Here is a 15,210-nt window from a genome sequence, read left to right as displayed (position 1 = left end):
ACATCATCCTTTTTAGAGGTAAGAGTTTGCTTCACGCTGATTTAGTTTAGACCGGATTTTCACCTGTCACCAAAACATGCACGGATTTTTACGGCACAAAGCCGGGGAGGCTTTTGCCGTCAGAACGGATCACAAGGATGAGTATGAAAACATCCTGCGCCCGCACCGGTATGTCTGTTTATTGCGACGAGAGAAACAACAGGCCGGGAAAAGGGGAACCGCAAAGCCCGCAATTCAAATGAACTGCGGGCTTTTTTACATCACGGAGAAACGATCAGAACGAGAAACAGGAGCAGCCGAGTGCGCCCCAGAAGGCGTTGTCATCGGATACCGGAACATCGGCCCCGCGGGCAAGGTCATGGCTGTGCTTATGCACACCGCATGGCCCGACGCACTGATGCATCTGCCGGATCTGCCCGACCCGTGCCGCCCCTTCTGGCGGAGCAGAACGGTAATGCCCCGGCACACGGGTGACCGGCGACCAGTCCGGCAATACCGGGATCGCCGGTGGCGAGAGCGGCAAGAAACTTCCTGCCGCGTAAACCACTTTACCATCGACCATGGTCAGTACCGATTCAATGCCTTTGATGCGCTCTTCCGCAACACTGAAGAAATCTTCCGATAAAACGGCCAGATCGGCCAGCTGCCCGGCTTTAATCTGCCCCTTTTTACCCTGTTCGCTGGAGAACCAGGCGCTGCCCTGAGTCCACAGCATCAGCGCCGTTTCGCGGTCGATTCGCGCATCGTCGTCATACATTGCCATGCCGCCAACGGTACGGCCGGACACCAGCCAGTACAGCGCGGTCCACGGATTGTAACTGGCAACGCGGGTGGCGTCCGTGCCCAGCCCGACGGGTAATCCGGCAGAGAGCATTTTCGCCACCGGCGGCGTATGTTTTGTGGCTTCAGCGCCGTAGCGCTCTGCAAAATATTCACCCTGAAACGCCATGCGATGTTGCACCGCAATGCCGCCGCCCAGCGCTTTAACGCGTTCGATATTGCGTTCAGTAATGGTTTCCGCATGGTCGAAGAACCAGTGCAAACCGTTGAACGGAATGTCGTGGTTCACTTTTTCAAATACGTCCAGCATCCGGCTGATCGACTCGTCATAGGTGGCGTGCAGCCGGAAGGGCCAGCGGTGTTCCACCAGATGGCGCACCACGCGCTCAAGTTCAATTTCAGTCCCCGGTGGTAAATCCGGGCGCGGTTGCAGGAAATCTTCAAAGTCTGCGGCGGAAAACACCAGCATTTCGCCCGCGCCGTTATGGCGATAAAAGTCGGTGCCCTGGCCGGGTTTCAGCATGTCGGTCCACAGTTCGAAATCTTCCAGCTCATGCTGCGGGCGCTGGGTGAACAGGTTGTAGGCGATGCGGATCGTCAGCTGTTTTTTCTGATGAAGCTCATCAATGATCTGATAATCCTCGGGATAATTCTGGAAGCCGCCGCCCGCATCAATGGCACTGGTCAGCCCGAGGCGGTTTAGCTCGCGCATAAACTGACGTGTGGAATTCACCTGTTGCTCCAGCGGCAGTTTTGGCCCTTTTGCCAGCGTGGAATACAAAATCATGGCGTTCGGTTTGGCGATGAGCATCCCGGTCGGATTGCCATTGCTGTCGCGCTGAATTTCACCGCCCGGCGGATTGGGCGTGTCTTTGGTGTAACCGACCACCTTCAGCGCCGCGCGGTTGAGCAGGGCACGGTCATATAAATGCAGAATAAAGACTGGCGTGTCGGGCGCGGCCTGATTGATTTCATCCAGCGTCGGCATCCGCCGTTCGGCGAACTGAAATTCCGTCCAGCCACCGACCACGCGAACCCACTGCGGGCTGGGTGTGCGCATTGCCTGATCTTTCAGCATTCGCAGCGCATCCGCCAGCGACGGAACACCTTCCCAGCGCAGCTCCAGATTGTAATTCAGCCCTCCACGGATCAGGTGCAGGTGCGAGTCATTGAGGCCAGGGACCGCCGTGTGCCCCTTTAAGTCCACAACCTCCGTCTGCGCATCGGCAAACTGCATCACTTCATTTTCAGTACCGACGGCCAGAAATTTACCGTCTTTTATCGCCACCGCGTTCGCCCGTGGTTTTTCACGATCGACGGTGTGGAATTGTCCATTTATCAGGATCAGGGATGCGAAACTGTTCATTGGGAAAGCTCCTGTCATTGCGCGGAAGTGCGCGTCAGCCATGAATGAAAAACTCGGGTGATAACGGGCATCCACAGGAAAACCACCAGCCCGACAACGGAAGCGTCATTCAGGATATGGCCGACTTCGGTGCCTTTGAGGTGCGGTAAAATCTGCCCCCAGAACCAGGGCACAATGTGGGTCGACGGGTAAATGACCAGCAGGGTCAGCAGATATTGTTTCCAGCGGGCAGGGGGGCGGACGTTGGCGGCGGGCGGTGTGAACCAGAATTCGGCACCGGGGCGCACTTCGGTATTGTCGTTTTGCAGTAAAAGCGGGCTGACTTCTTTTACCAGCTCTTTACGCAACTCAGAATTATGCCAGGCGTTGAGATTTTCCAGCGTATCGAAGCGCACCAGAATGGTGTAAGGATCGCCGCTGCGGCTCGGGCGGATCACATTCACGCCCAGATGCCCGGTAAAGCTGCCGGCCTGCGGCATAATTTTATTCAACCAGGCTTCATAGCGTGCTTCGCTGGCGGGTGCGATCCTGTGAGTAATGACGAGTGTTACATGTTGCTGATGGGACTGCGGCATACATCACCTCATTGAATTAAAGAATTTAACGAATCAATGAAATGATGTTAGTTGCCGGAACGGAGCAATGATAGGCGAGAATTTTGGGGTTCTTATCAAATTTTTTTGTGAATCATTCCTCGCCCACCACGCGCAGATTGCGCTGCTTCATCACGCGATGCAGATTTGATTCCAGCCAGTTAGCCAGCCCGGCAATCTGGTCTTTGACTTCGATACCCAGCGGCGTCAGCCGGTACTCCACATGCGGCGGCACCACCGGATAAGAGCGGCGGTCAATAAAGCCATCTTCTTCAAATGCCTGTAAGGTCTGGGCCAGCATCTTTTCACTGACGCCACCCACTTTGCGGCGCAGTTCGCTAAAGCGCAGTGTCTCTTCGCTCAGGGCGATCAGCACCAGTAATCCCCAGCGGCTGGTGATATGACGCAAAATCTCCCGTGACGGGCAATTAGGATCGAGCACCTCGCCACGCCGGATTTGCTCCGTGAGCGGTAATGCGTCAGCCGACTTATCGGACGATATTATTTTCATACTTACCTTTTAGTGCGTACTTACCAAAAGAAAGTATATCGCATAGGATGTTTCAACGGCGACGCATTTCGCGCCCTTCAGAACATAAATCTCGTGTCTTACACTTTTTGGAGAAACAACATGATCGCAATTACCGGTGCCACCGGCCAGTTAGGCCGCCTCGTTATCGCTGCATTGTTGAAGAAAGTCCCGGCGAATCAGATTATTGCCGCCGTGCGCAGCCCGGAAAAAGCCAAAGATCTGGCGGAGCTGGGCGTGGAGTTACGTCAGGCCGATTACAGCCAGCCAGCGACGCTGGACAGCGCGTTCAAAGGTGTTGAAAAAGTGCTGCTGATTTCTTCGAGTGAAGTCGGTCAGCGCGAAGCGCAGCACGGCGCAGTGATTGATGCGGCAAAACGCGCAGGCGTAAAACTGCTGGCCTACACCAGCCTGCTGCACGCAGACAAAAGCCCGCTGGGGCTTGGCGTAGAACACCGCGCGACCGAAAAAGCTTTAAGTGAATCAGGCGTTCCCTTCGTGCTGTTGCGTAATGGCTGGTACACGGAAAACTACGCGGCGAGCATCGCCCCGGCGCTGGCGCACAATGCCTTTATTGGTGCGGTGGGTGAAGGCCGTATCTCCTCGGCAGCGCGTGAAGATTACGCCGAAGCGGCAGCAACGGTGCTGAGCCTGGATAATCAGGCGGGCAAAGTATACGAACTGGCGGGAGATGAGGCTTACACGCTGGCAGAATTTACCGCGCAGATCGCGCAACTGTCAGGTAAAAAAGTGGATTACATCAACATGACCCAGGCGGATTTCGCAAAAGCACTGACCGGTGCAGGTTTGCCGGACTGGCTGGCGGAGATGCTGGCAGATTCTGATGCAGGCGCAGCGCAGGGCGGGCTGTTTGATGATTCACATACATTGAGCAAACTGATTGGTCGCCCGACAACGTCTGCGAAAGAGGTGATTGCTGCGACGCTGAAGTCTCTCTGAGGCGCGACCGCGGTTTGTTATCATAAAGTTTACGGCCTGTTAGCATCGCTTAACAGGCCGTATTTTTATTTAAATCACATCATCCTGCGTGGATAACAAGACCAGCTCAAGCAGATTGCGACAGGCCTGCTGATTACTGATGTTGGAATCGATTTCGATCTGGCGGATCAAACCTTCGATGATGGCTTTATTGCTTACCGGGAAGCGGCTGCACAACAGGCTGGACACCACTCTGCCCAAAATTTCCACTTCACTTAAGGTCTGGGATTCCTGCGGTTTGAAGTATTCGCTGATTTCAGTAACTGTTTGTTCTTCTTCGAGTTGCATATAGACCTCCTTAATACTTCGCATGGTAAATCATGACATGAGAAGTGTCTGTTGCGAGTGAGAAAACATAGTATTGTTTAGCAATGCTTCACAATTCGTTTCCCTGTTTCATCCCATGCCTTTTTTGCAAAAGAAAAAGGCCAGCATTAAAAAAAAGTTTTTGGAGGAGGGGAAATCCACATTCTCCTCCAAAAACCAGGCTGAATATGCCCGTAAATGACGGACTAATGATAAAGCAGGGGTGTAAAGAAGTTATACAAAGATTGCAGATTTGTACAGTTTTGGGTGAGAAATATCTTAATAACCGGTTGCTAGCAATCAAAAACAGCACGAATAGTACTGTGTGATTAACGATCGATACATTCACAGATTGAGTTAGTTCATTTTGTAATGATCAGGTGAGTAGTGTTTTTCACCACGGGACTGAGTGAGTCTCGGTTTCTTAAATGCGGTGAGCACTTCACTCACTGCGCTGCCACACGAATGAGAACGCAATACTGCCACTGGCCGCGCTCAAGAATCACGCCGGAGGCGCGGTGGAAAACCGCGCGTCAGTGTGCGCGGGTTGTAACCCGACCGGAGGGCACCGCGCAGCGGCGGGATTTGCGGCAATAGCGAAAGCCCCTGAAACATAGCCCGCGAGCGACAGCGCGCAGTTTAAAGACGCGAGAGATCCAAGAGAGGCCCGTCCTGGCCTCTTTTGGTCGGTTTCGGCGCAAAATGTTAAGCGATCACCGCACCTGAGAAACCGAAACCTACCCATCCATACATCCTTTCCCCACGATGTTACCGGTATCACAGAAGCTAAATATCGTAAGAAATTTACAACATCTCGCAATTGTGACCGGCATTTAACCTCTCTATAACAGTTCTTCAGCCCAGCGGACGGACTGACTTTTTTGTTTAACCGGACAAAAGGCAGAACGAGTTATGAGTGGAAAATTATCCGTCAAAGAGAAAGTAAGTTACGGTCTGGGGGATATGGCGAGCCATATTGGCCTGGATAACGTCATTATATTTTTAACCTTTTACTACACCGACGTGGTGGGTTTACCGGCGGTGTTTGTCGGCACCATGTTCCTGGTGGCGCGCGTCGCGGATGCGATTGTTGACCCCGCGATGGGGCTGATTGCCGACCGCACGCAGACCCGATTTGGTAAGTTCCGCCCGTATATTCTCTGGCTGGCACTGCCTTTTGGTGCCAGCTGCCTGCTGGTGTATGCCGTGCCGGAATCCCTGACGCTGGGCGGCAAAATGGTGTATGCCAGCGTGACCTACTGCGTGATGATGCTGATGTACACCGCCATCAATATTCCTTATTGCTCGATGGGCGCGATCATTACGCCGGATAATACCCAGCGAATCTCCCTGCAATCCTATCGCTTTTTCCTCGCCACCCTGGGCGGCGCGATGTCCACCTTCCTGATGATGCCGCTGGCGGAAATGCTGGGCGGCGGCAATAAGCTTGACGGTTATTTCGGCGCGATGGCCATCATGGCCTCGGTGGCCGTGGTCATGTTCCTGCTGTGTTTTCTCAACACCAAAGAACGTATCAGCGCACCGCCGACGCATGAAAATTTCCTCTCCGATCTGCGCGATTTAGTGCGTAACGACCAGTGGCGCGTGGTCGCGGCGCTGATCTTCTTTAACATCTCCTTCGGCGTCGTGCGTCTCGGCGCGATGATGTATTACGTCACCTATTATCTCGGCAACGCCAGCTACTTTATGTGGCTGCTGGCCGCGCACATTATTGGTAAAAGCCTCGGCAGCCTGCTGGTCAAACCGCTGACCCGCAATCGCAGCAAGCTTACGGCATTCACGCTTTGCGCCATTGTGACCGGCATCCTGAGCGCGGCGATCTTCTTCGTTCCGGCGTGGATCTCCCTGCTGGTGGGCATGACGCTGCTGGTGTCCACCTTCTATCAGGTCACGACCACGCTGATGTGGGTGATGATGTCTGACGTGGTGGATTACGGTGAATACAAACAGGGCAAACGCATGGACGGCACCGTGTTCTCGACCTTGCTGGCGATCCTCAAAATGGGGATGGCGGTGAGCGGGGCGGTGGTCGGCTGGACGCTCGGCATGAGCGGTTACGTGCCGCATGCCGCCCAGCAAAATACCGCCGCGATGCTGTCGATTATTGCGCTGTTCTCGCTGGTGCCGGGCGTGTTGTCGATGTTCAGCGCGCTGTCGATGCGCTGGTACAAGCTCAATGACGCCACCATGAAACAGATCAACCAGTCCAAAATTTCTCAGGAACGCGAGCCTGAACGTCAGGCCATCTTGCATACACAGGAGTCCGCATGAGCGAATTAATCGCCGAAAAAAACCGCATCCTCTGGCATTTCGATCAGCAAACGCTGGTGATTGAACCCTGGGGCGAAAACAGTCTGCGCGTGCGCGCCACCTGCCGTCCGGCGCTGAATGATCATCTGTGGGCGCTGTTGCCGCCCTCCACACAGCCACAGGCTGACATCCGCCACGGCACCGAAACCCTCACGCTGCGCAACGGCAATATCACGGCAACGGTGAACATCAAAGGGCAACTGGCGTTTTATAACCAGCGCGGCGAGCTTATCCTCGAAGAGTTCTGGCGTCAGCGTTCGACCGTGGGGATCGGCGCGACAGAGAAGAGTCAGGATAAATACATCAGCGCGCTGAAGATGGATGCGCGCGAATTCAAAGCCATTCCGGGCGGCAAACATCAGCTCACCGTGCGTTTTGAATCCCGTCCGGACGAGAAAATCTACGGCATGGGGCAGTATCAGCAGAGTTGTCTGGATCTCAAAGGTTGCACGCTGGAACTGGCGCAGCGCAACTCGCAGGCCAGCGTGCCGTTTATGCTCTCGAGCCTCGGTTATGGTTTGCTGTGGAATAACCCGGCGATTGGCGAGGCGACGTTCGGCAAGAACATTACCCGCTGGGAAGCGCAGGTCACCGAGCAGATGGATTACTGGATAACCGCCGGTGATACGCCCGCTGACATCCTGCACCAGTATGGCCGCGCGACCGGTACCGCGCCGCACATGCCGGAATACGCCACCGGTTTCTGGCAGTGCAAACTGCGTTACCGCACCCAGCAGGAAGTGCTGGAGGTGGCGCGTGAATACAAGCGGCGCAATCTGCCGATTTCGGTGATTGTTATCGATTTCTTCCACTGGCCGAATCAGGGCACCTGGTGTTTTGATCCGGTGGACTGGCCGGATCCGAAAGCGATGGTGGCAGAGCTTAAATCCCTCGGCATCGAAACCATGGTGTCGGTGTGGCCGACGGTGGACAGCCGCACCGATAACTATAAAGAGATGAAATCCAAAGGTTATCTGGTGAATACCGATCGCGGTGTGTCAGTGAATCTGGATTTCCTCGGCAACTGTACGTTCTTCGATGCCACGCATCCCGGCGCACGACAGTTTGTCTGGGACAAAGTGAAACAAAATTATTTCGATCTGGGCATCCGCACTTTCTGGCTGGATGAAGCCGAACCGGAATACCGTGCGTATGATTTTGATAACTATCGCTATCACCTTGGCCCGGTGCTGGAAGTGGGGAATATCTATCCGCAGAAATTCGCCCAGGGTTTTTACGACGGATTGCAGCAGGAAGGCGAAAACGAGATCGTCAATCTGGTGCGCTGCGCCTGGGCGGGCAGCCAGCGTTACGGCGTGCTGGCGTGGTCCGGCGACATCCACTCTTCCTTCCATGCGCTGCGCAATCAGATTGCTGCTGGCCTGAACATGGGGCTGGCGGGTATTCCGTGGTGGACGACCGACATCGGCGGTTTTCAGGGCGGCAACGTCAACGATCCGGCATTTCAGGAGTTGCTGATCCGCTGGTTCCAGTGGGGCGTGTTCTGCCCGGTGATGCGCCTGCACGGCTACCGCGAACCGCAAATTCAGCCGTCAGAACCCTGGCGTGAAGGCATCGCGCAGTGCAACAGCGGCGCGCCGAATGAAGTCTGGAGCTATGGCGAAGAGAATTATGCCCTGATGAAAAGCGGGCTATTCCTGCGTGAAAAGCTGCGTCCGTACATCAGCCGCGTCATGCAGCAAGCCCACGAAAACGGCGATCCGGCGATGCGCACGATGTTCTATCAGTATCCCGCTCAGCCGGAAAGCTGGCAGGTGGAAGACCAGTATCTGCTCGGTGCCGATATTCTGGTCGCGCCTATTTTGCATGCGGGCCAGCGCGAACGCGAGGTGTGGTTACCGGCGGGAGAAACCTGGGTGGCGCTTAATGGCGAACGCTATGAAGGAGGAAGGGCGGTGAGTGTCGCCGCACCGATGAGTGAGATCCCGGTATTTGTGCGGGAAGGTGCTGACCCGACTGCACTGGCTATCCTGTAAACCGGACTGTAACCGTTTCGGTTTCTCAAATGCGGTGGTCGCTCAGCGTGTAACGTCAGAGGATCACCGCAGAGAAGAAACCCAAACCTTCCACTATCTGTACCTGAAAGCCGCGCCATGCCGCGGCCTCCTGCCCCCGACTTATCACAAAACTGTTAACTCTCCGCGAGGATTCCGTAATCCCTCGCCCTGTACTCTGGTGCCATCGACAGCAACCGCAACGGTGGCAACAATGATCAACAGACGTAATTTCTTGCTGGGCAGTGGCGCGGTATCGGCTGCTGCGGTGATGGGGCTGATCCCGTCACTGTTTTCCCGCAATGCCGACGCGCAGGCGAAATCCGCTAAATTCGACATCATGCTGACGGATGCTCAGTGGCATCAGCGCCTGAACGACGATCAGTACCGCATTTTGCGCGAAGCCGGCACCGAGCGGCCTTATTCCAGCCCGCTGAACAACGAGCACCGGGCGGGGGAATTTGCCTGTGCGGGCTGCAATCTTCCTCTTTTCTCCTCAGCGACCAAATTTGACAGCCACACCGGCTGGCCGAGTTTCTGGAAACCCTTGCCAGATTCGGCGCTCACCAGCCGGGATACCTCCTTCGGCATGGTGCGCGATGAAGTCCATTGCCGCCGCTGCGGCGGGCATCTCGGTCATGTTTTCGACGACGGCCCGCAGCCGACCGGCCTGCGTTATTGCATGAACGGGCTGGCAATGACGTTCACCCCCAACGTTTAATCAGGCAGGAAATTCACCATGAAGAAAATTACCGACAAAAGAGTGAAGTCGTTACGCAATTACAGCCTGATCGCCGGTCTGGTGCTGGCCTCTGCGTTTGTGTTTCAGAATAACGCCTGGTCATGGGGCGGAGCAGAGCCCGCCGTGGTGATCGCCGCCCCGGCAAAAGATGAACCGGCAGCCACATCGCACAGCGAAACCGCGCTGTTTGCCGGCGGGTGTTTCTGGGGGATCCAGGGGGTGTTCCAGCATGTGAAAGGCGTCACCAGCGCGGTATCCGGATATGCCGGCGGGGCAGCAGGAACGGCAAATTACGAGGAAGTCAGCACCGGTGAAACCGGCCATGCCGAATCAGTGAAAGTGACGTTTGACCCGACACAGGTGACCTACGGCGAGTTGCTGCATATCTTCTTTTCGGTCGGACATAACCCGACTCAGCTGAACCGTCAGGGGCCGGACACCGGCAGTCAGTACCGCTCGGCGGTGTTTCCGTTAAATGCCGCGCAGGCCGCAGTAGCAAAAGCGTACATCGCACAACTCAATGCCAGCAAAAGTTTCAGCGAACCGATGGTGACAAAAATTGAAAACAACGCCCACTTTTATCCGGCGGAAGCCTATCACCAGAATTTCTTAAACGATAACCCGGACTATCCGTACATTGTGGTGAACGATCTGCCGAAAATTAAAGATCTGCAACAGGTGTTCCCGGCGAATTACCGCGAGCAGCCCGTGCTGGTGAACCCTGAAAGTAAGAATTGACGCTACCGGAATGGCGGCTGACATGATTCAGAAAGGGGGAAGGCGGGGTTAGCGGTATTCACGGCAAGAGCAGTCATTCTTTGAAGTAAAAAATGACTGCTCGCCTGATCATGGCGTGGACGTTTTACGTATTACGCCCTTCAATCAGAAATCCAGCTCGGCACCTAAATACGCACCGTCGATAATGCGTTCGTTAGGATTACCCGCCGTGCCATCAATACCGACATAACGATAACCGGCTTTGAGTTTCAGCGGACGGAACGGAACCCAGCTCAGGCCGCCATCGGCTTCAATGTAACTTTTGACACTGTTGTTTAACGCGTCTGGTGCGACATAGCCTTCGCCGTAAAACGCCAGGCTGTCAGTGAACGGGATCGTGATACCGCCGCCAACCGGGAACGCAACGCCTTCGTTATCAGATGTGGTGCCCTGCAAATAAACGCTTTTTGCACCCAGATTAATCATCGCCGGGCCAACAGGAATATTAAAACCTGCACCAATACCGCCAACCTGACGGCCATTTTTAGTGTCTTTAGCCCAGTTTCCGCTGAGGTATAAACCGGAGGTCTGACGGCCCATGCCGACATCCAGTTCGGTGAAATCACTGCCTGCTTTGGCACCCAGCTCAAGGGCCTGAGCCTGACCGGCTGCCGCCATCATCACCACTAAAGCACTTGCCGCGATGGCTGATTTAATTTTGTTGCTACGCATTTGTTTACCTAATTATGTAATGAGCAAGCTGCGGCTAACGCCGAAACTGCTTGCAGGTCGAAAGACATTTTGTCAGGGGGTATGAAACGTCAGACGACCTTGCCCATCAATTTATATCTGAAATGACCGCGCATATAGGTTTTTATAGGGGTAATTAATCACCATGCATATTTTTATGCTGTTTAGGCGCGTCCGCATCAGTACGCTGCGCAGACAAATTGCGGAGAATAGGTACTGCTGATCACGTATGCCTGGTCGCGAATTTTCTTCACGCCAATATCAATCGAGGCATTATCGCCGCTGTTTTCCAGCCACATCTGGTTAAAGTCGGAATCCGGGGTATTGCTAAGAGGTGACGCTGTCACTTTGTCGACGGTAAAAAGATAGGTGTTTTTGTCGGTTTTTACGCCGTGACTGAGGTAAACCGTGCGGGCGAGGTAGGTGGATTTCCCTGCGGATGTGACGTCCCCCTCGTACTGAATAATGCCTTTATTTTTATCGTAAAACTGCACGCTTTCTATCACGGAGAAGATCAGCTGATCCTGGCCGATATCCATTTTAACCCTGGCAAACGCTTTGCATTTCAGTGGCTCGATTGCCTCCCGGGCGGGAAAGAACAGGAAGGCAGCGGCTGACGCGAGAATGACGAAAGTGGCGAGATAGAATTTCGATTTCTTAATGACGATCATGGTCTGATCCACGAGTAATGATAGAAGTTGTCACAGGAAAGAATTTCTTTCTTCTTACCTGTCGAACACAGGGAAAGTAAGGTTCTGGCATTATTTTTCGAAGAAGAGGAAAGCTCACTGCTGTAGATAATGATGTTTTCGTTGTTACAGGTCAGATGATTCTCTTTCATCACGTGACTCACCTGTGCAACCACCTGCGTCTCTTCGTCTGCGGGGATATCTTTCAGATAGAGGATTTCACAGCCGATCTCAGGCCGTCTGATTTCAGTCACGCCGTTGGTGGCATCAATGTATTCCCACACCAGCGCAGCACCCGCGCTGACCGCCAGCAGAAATATCAGGCCGGGCAACGCTTTTCGCCACAGAGATCTCGCGGGCGGTTGTGGCCGACCCGCCGTGATTTCTGGCTCTGTCATCACGGCGAACTTCTCTGCTGGCGCAGAAGGAAGCGCTGTGACGTTCACCGCAGTATTCAGTTTAAAGCCGACTTTTGGCAGCGTAATGATGAGTTCGTTGCATTCAAAGGTTGCCAGGCTGCGCCGCAGAATGCTGACGTACTGGTTCAGATTGCTGCCTGAAGCCTGCAATCCATACTTATCCCAGACGTTTTCCAGCAGATACTCGCGCGTCAGCTCATGCCCGCCGGAGGACAGGAACTCTTCCAGCAAACGGGCGGCAGGTAAGGTTAACCTGATCACATCCTGGCTGGCGGGGTAGAACAGCGTGCCGTCATCGGTATTAAATTCTATTGTATTATCAATAAGATATTTCATCTGACCCTGTTTAATATCAGTAAAGCCCTGGTAAAACGTGTAAAAACAATTCCGTCTGAGATCCGGGTTGAAAAAGCCAGATCTTCCTCCGGTCATCCCTGCGGATGTTTTGACGGTGAATCATTTTGGTATAACACATCTGATTTTATTCGCTTTAAATTTGAATTTTAGCGAGATAAAAACCTATATATACGATGCTTTTATAATTAAATTGTCTGCCATGATAAATTACGTTTCCCTGTAGGTATCGTTCATTTATCCGCAGGCTTACGAGGTTGAAACCCTGACCGCTCCCTGCAGGGGAGTTTTTCTTGTACACCACCTTCACTCAGTTTCTGCTTGGTTTTTCTGCTGCACTTGACCTTCTGGATCCGGAAAAGGGCAATCGCGGTGCGCGCCGCGCCTGGATTGCGCTCAGTATTGCCCTTCATCGTCATCTTAGCCCACTGTCACAACGACGCGTGTTTGTCGCCGCACTGTTGCGCGAAATGGGAAGAGGGCGGCATTCCCCGGTTGACTGCCACGCGCGGATTAAAAATACGGCGTTGCTGGCTGACTGCGCAGATCTGATCACCGGAGATAATCCCCATCACCCGGAAAACCGTTTGCTGGATCTGGCCGACTCGCTGGATTTACTCACCTTAAACCAGTATCCGCGCGGCTATTACCCGGCGCAGGCTATCGAAACTTTGTGTGATGCTATCGGCTCACGCTACTCCCTCGATGATGCGATTGCTCTGCGTGAACTGAGCCTGGACAGTGAGTTCTGGAAAATCCATGTTTCTGTAAAACTGCCCGAAACCCTGCAAACGCTGTCGCCGCTGCCAGACCATCACCTTAATGATGACGAGTTATTAACGCTGTCTTCGCTGCTGGCGCAGGTCATTGACAGCCACTGTCATCAGGGGTGTGCGCATTCATTCTCCGTTGCCGGTTACAGCGCCACCCTGGCTGAGTTGTACGGATTTTCGAAAAAAGGCATAACCCGTGTCCGCATTGCAGCGATGTTGCATGATTTAGGTAAACTGGCACTGCCTGCCGCGTTGCTTGGCAAAAAGCAGCCGCTGACAGAATTCGAAATGAGGCAGATAAAAGTACACCCACAGTTCACCTGTAAAATCCTTTCCCGTATCGACGGTATGCACGACATCATGCAGATGGCCAGCTTCCACCATGAGCGGCCAAACGGTTCCGGCTATCCGTTTCATCTGCGTTCACCGCAGCTTGATTTAGGTCCGCGTATTATTGCCGTGGCGGACAATTACGCCGCGCTGCGTGAAAACCGTTGTTACCGCTCTGCTTTGTCGCATGAACAAAGTATGAAGATCATGCAGGAAAGCGCAAATTCCGGCTGTCTGGACGCCGGTATCGTGGAGGCTCTTGCCAGCTATATTAACGCGAAGGCATTGCCGGTGTTTTGATATTCCACAGTTAACGCATAACAACCGGATAATATGGCTCACCATTCAGGAGTAGATGTTATTTATTCATCAATAAATGGTTTTTATTTAATCACTTATTAACATGAAGGTGTAAATGAATCCTGTTATCTGGCACAGCGAAGGCTATTCACGTTGTCGGGCGGATATAGGCTGTTATATTCATGTTACTGTCCGGGTGTTATTTAAATGAGAAGCAATTCGCCCACAGTGTAGCCTTATGTTTTTACTGTCAGTCTTTTATACCTGAAGGTGGTCAGAATGTCGGAAGTTGCCCCATTATCTATTGCTGTCATAAACTACAATAATATCTACTTTTCAACCGGGCTGGCAGAAATCCTGAGCCGTCTGACATTACGGGAAACCTCAGTAGTTCATATTGAGGATGGCGAACTGAATGAAGCCAGCAAAGCGGATGTGATCGTGATGAATATTTCATGTGGCAGAAATTCCATCTGTAATACCCTGCATAAAATACGAAAGCCAGACAGTATCGTTATCGGACTTGAACGTGACTCTGATGATCCGGTTACAACGACTTCTCTGTATTGTCATGCCGGGATGCAGACCCTGTCCCTTAAAAACTCTGTTGCACAAGTCAGTCAGATGTTCGACAAAATCAGCAATGAGGAACAACATGAATTCACGTTTCAGAATAAGAACTGCTTTCATTGTAAACAGCTGACGCTCACACCCCAGCAATCCTATTTCAGTCATTTGTACCTTTCCGGCTGTTCGGTCAAAAAAATGGCCGGAGATTTAGGGTGTGATACCAAAACGGTGTATTCGCACAAACTCAAGATAATGAGAAACTTTAACATCAAAAGCGATCAGGAACTGTATGTCTTGCTGAGATTCAACCTCACCAGAAAATCAGACTGCCTTATCTATCCCGGTTTACACATATAATCACTACCTTTACGTCTTTCATTATGAATGACGTTTTTTTTATTTCCTGCCAATATATCTCGTCCGGACAAAGTCATCATTTTATTAAATAACATTCTCTTCGTACAGCCCCAGTTGCACGCCATTTCCATGGTCACAGTGAATTACCCTTCGTTCTGAAAACACCTCCATTAACAAATACCGAAAAGCACTATTCTTATGGCCTCTTGTATTTGGTTCGTTTAACAAGTGCCTCATATTAGGTGATAAGCTGACTTCGGTGAGATTATTCTTAGAAGCGGATTTTGCAG

14 protein-coding genes are annotated in these 15,210 nt (G+C 52.8%); 7 read left to right on the top strand and 7 right to left on the bottom strand.

Annotation, left to right across the window (positions count from 1 at the left end; all coding sequences use genetic code 11):
- Positions 1 to 274: 274 nt before the first annotated feature.
- The 3 genes from J1779_RS05940 to J1779_RS05930 form a co-directional block, all read right to left on the bottom strand.
- A complete protein-coding gene (locus J1779_RS05940) occupies positions 275 to 2,146 on the bottom strand; it encodes an amidohydrolase (protein WP_217203109.1) in 1,872 nt (623 codons plus the stop codon).
- A 14-nt stretch (positions 2,147 to 2,160) separates the two neighbouring features.
- Positions 2,161 to 2,721 (bottom strand): antibiotic biosynthesis monooxygenase, encoded by a 561-nt coding sequence (locus J1779_RS05935; protein ID WP_217203108.1) that lies wholly within the window; start codon positions 2,719 to 2,721, stop codon positions 2,161 to 2,163.
- A gap of 112 nt (positions 2,722 to 2,833) precedes the next feature.
- Positions 2,834 to 3,250 carry a winged helix-turn-helix transcriptional regulator gene (locus tag J1779_RS05930; RefSeq protein WP_183849540.1) on the bottom strand — a complete coding sequence of 139 codons (417 nt, stop codon included), beginning with the start codon at positions 3,248 to 3,250 and terminating at the stop codon, positions 2,834 to 2,836.
- A gap of 120 nt (positions 3,251 to 3,370) precedes the next feature.
- On the opposite strand from J1779_RS05930, the gene J1779_RS05925 reads away from it, so the two are divergent.
- The gene (locus tag J1779_RS05925; protein ID WP_217203106.1) at positions 3,371 to 4,228 is read left to right on the top strand and encodes an SDR family oxidoreductase; all 858 of its coding nucleotides are present in this window, start codon (positions 3,371 to 3,373) and stop codon (positions 4,226 to 4,228) included.
- 69 nt (positions 4,229 to 4,297) lie between these two features.
- Here the strand turns inward: J1779_RS05925 and J1779_RS05920 are convergent, their stop codons facing one another.
- Positions 4,298 to 4,555, bottom strand: coding sequence for a biofilm development regulator YmgB/AriR family protein (locus J1779_RS05920; protein WP_056780009.1), 258 nt, complete (start codon positions 4,553 to 4,555; stop codon positions 4,298 to 4,300).
- Between the two features lie 930 nt (positions 4,556 to 5,485).
- On the opposite strand from J1779_RS05920, the gene J1779_RS05915 reads away from it, so the two are divergent.
- The 4 genes from J1779_RS05915 (at position 5,486) to msrA (ending at position 10,399) form a co-directional block, all read left to right on the top strand.
- Entirely contained in the window at positions 5,486 to 6,865 is a 1,380-nt protein-coding gene (locus tag J1779_RS05915; protein ID WP_056780012.1) for a glycoside-pentoside-hexuronide (GPH):cation symporter, read from the top strand.
- The gene (locus J1779_RS05910; RefSeq protein ID WP_217203104.1) at positions 6,862 to 8,901 is read left to right on the top strand and encodes a glycoside hydrolase family 31 protein; all 2,040 of its coding nucleotides are present in this window, start codon (positions 6,862 to 6,864) and stop codon (positions 8,899 to 8,901) included. The genes J1779_RS05915 and J1779_RS05910 overlap by 4 nt, the downstream gene beginning before the upstream one ends.
- A gap of 232 nt (positions 8,902 to 9,133) precedes the next feature.
- On the top strand, positions 9,134 to 9,640 hold the full coding sequence (msrB, locus tag J1779_RS05905; RefSeq protein ID WP_217203102.1) for a peptide-methionine (R)-S-oxide reductase MsrB: 507 nt from the start codon (positions 9,134 to 9,136) through the stop codon (positions 9,638 to 9,640).
- Between the two features lie 18 nt (positions 9,641 to 9,658).
- Positions 9,659 to 10,399 carry a peptide-methionine (S)-S-oxide reductase MsrA gene (gene msrA / locus J1779_RS05900; protein WP_217203099.1) on the top strand — a complete coding sequence of 247 codons (741 nt, stop codon included), beginning with the start codon at positions 9,659 to 9,661 and terminating at the stop codon, positions 10,397 to 10,399.
- Positions 10,400 to 10,543: 144 nt separating this feature from the next.
- Here msrA and J1779_RS05895 read toward each other — a convergent pair whose 3' ends face one another.
- From J1779_RS05895 to J1779_RS05885, 3 genes are all read right to left on the bottom strand, one after another.
- Positions 10,544 to 11,110, bottom strand: a complete 567-nt coding sequence (locus J1779_RS05895; protein ID WP_056780020.1) for a YfaZ family outer membrane protein — start codon at positions 11,108 to 11,110, stop codon at positions 10,544 to 10,546.
- Between the two features lie 197 nt (positions 11,111 to 11,307).
- Complete coding sequence (locus J1779_RS05890) at positions 11,308 to 11,799, bottom strand: FidL-like protein (RefSeq protein WP_217203098.1); 492 nt, start codon at positions 11,797 to 11,799, stop codon at positions 11,308 to 11,310.
- The gene (locus J1779_RS05885) at positions 11,796 to 12,572 is read right to left on the bottom strand and encodes a winged helix-turn-helix domain-containing protein (protein WP_217203096.1); all 777 of its coding nucleotides are present in this window, start codon (positions 12,570 to 12,572) and stop codon (positions 11,796 to 11,798) included. Before J1779_RS05885 ends, J1779_RS05890 begins: the two co-directional genes overlap by 4 nt.
- Before the next feature lie 311 nt (positions 12,573 to 12,883).
- On the opposite strand from J1779_RS05885, the gene J1779_RS05880 reads away from it, so the two are divergent.
- Both J1779_RS05880 and J1779_RS05875 read left to right on the top strand, forming a co-directional pair.
- Complete coding sequence (locus J1779_RS05880) at positions 12,884 to 13,993, top strand: HD-GYP domain-containing protein (protein ID WP_217203094.1); 1,110 nt, start codon at positions 12,884 to 12,886, stop codon at positions 13,991 to 13,993.
- A 279-nt stretch (positions 13,994 to 14,272) separates the two neighbouring features.
- On the top strand, positions 14,273 to 14,920 hold the full coding sequence (locus tag J1779_RS05875; RefSeq protein ID WP_217203092.1) for a LuxR C-terminal-related transcriptional regulator: 648 nt from the start codon (positions 14,273 to 14,275) through the stop codon (positions 14,918 to 14,920).
- Positions 14,921 to 15,210: the final 290 nt, after the last annotated feature.

This window comes from Rahnella rivi (genome assembly GCF_019049655.1).
Taxonomy (GTDB): Bacteria; Pseudomonadota; Gammaproteobacteria; order Enterobacterales; family Enterobacteriaceae; genus Rahnella; species Rahnella rivi.
This window is presented reverse-complemented; position numbering and strand designations above follow the sequence as displayed.

Bases quoted from the DNA above. Each gene is read 5' to 3' on its own strand.
- J1779_RS05940 (WP_217203109.1), bottom strand. From the start codon at position 2,146: ATGAACAGTTTCGCATCCCTGATCCTGATAAATGGACAATTCCACACC.
- J1779_RS05935 (WP_217203108.1), bottom strand. From the start codon at position 2,721: ATGCCGCAGTCCCATCAGCAACATGTAACACTCGTCATTACTCACAGG.
- J1779_RS05930 (WP_183849540.1), bottom strand. From the start codon at position 3,250: ATGAAAATAATATCGTCCGATAAGTCGGCTGACGCATTACCGCTCACG.
- J1779_RS05925 (WP_217203106.1), top strand. From the start codon at position 3,371: ATGATCGCAATTACCGGTGCCACCGGCCAGTTAGGCCGCCTCGTTATC.
- J1779_RS05920 (WP_056780009.1), bottom strand. From the start codon at position 4,555: ATGCAACTCGAAGAAGAACAAACAGTTACTGAAATCAGCGAATACTTC.
- J1779_RS05915 (WP_056780012.1), top strand. From the start codon at position 5,486: ATGAGTGGAAAATTATCCGTCAAAGAGAAAGTAAGTTACGGTCTGGGG.
- J1779_RS05910 (WP_217203104.1), top strand. From the start codon at position 6,862: ATGAGCGAATTAATCGCCGAAAAAAACCGCATCCTCTGGCATTTCGAT.
- msrB (WP_217203102.1), top strand. From the start codon at position 9,134: ATGATCAACAGACGTAATTTCTTGCTGGGCAGTGGCGCGGTATCGGCT.
- msrA (WP_217203099.1), top strand. From the start codon at position 9,659: ATGAAGAAAATTACCGACAAAAGAGTGAAGTCGTTACGCAATTACAGC.
- J1779_RS05895 (WP_056780020.1), bottom strand. From the start codon at position 11,110: ATGCGTAGCAACAAAATTAAATCAGCCATCGCGGCAAGTGCTTTAGTG.
- J1779_RS05890 (WP_217203098.1), bottom strand. From the start codon at position 11,799: ATGATCGTCATTAAGAAATCGAAATTCTATCTCGCCACTTTCGTCATT.
- J1779_RS05885 (WP_217203096.1), bottom strand. From the start codon at position 12,572: ATGAAATATCTTATTGATAATACAATAGAATTTAATACCGATGACGGC.
- J1779_RS05875 (WP_217203092.1), top strand. From the start codon at position 14,273: ATGTCGGAAGTTGCCCCATTATCTATTGCTGTCATAAACTACAATAAT.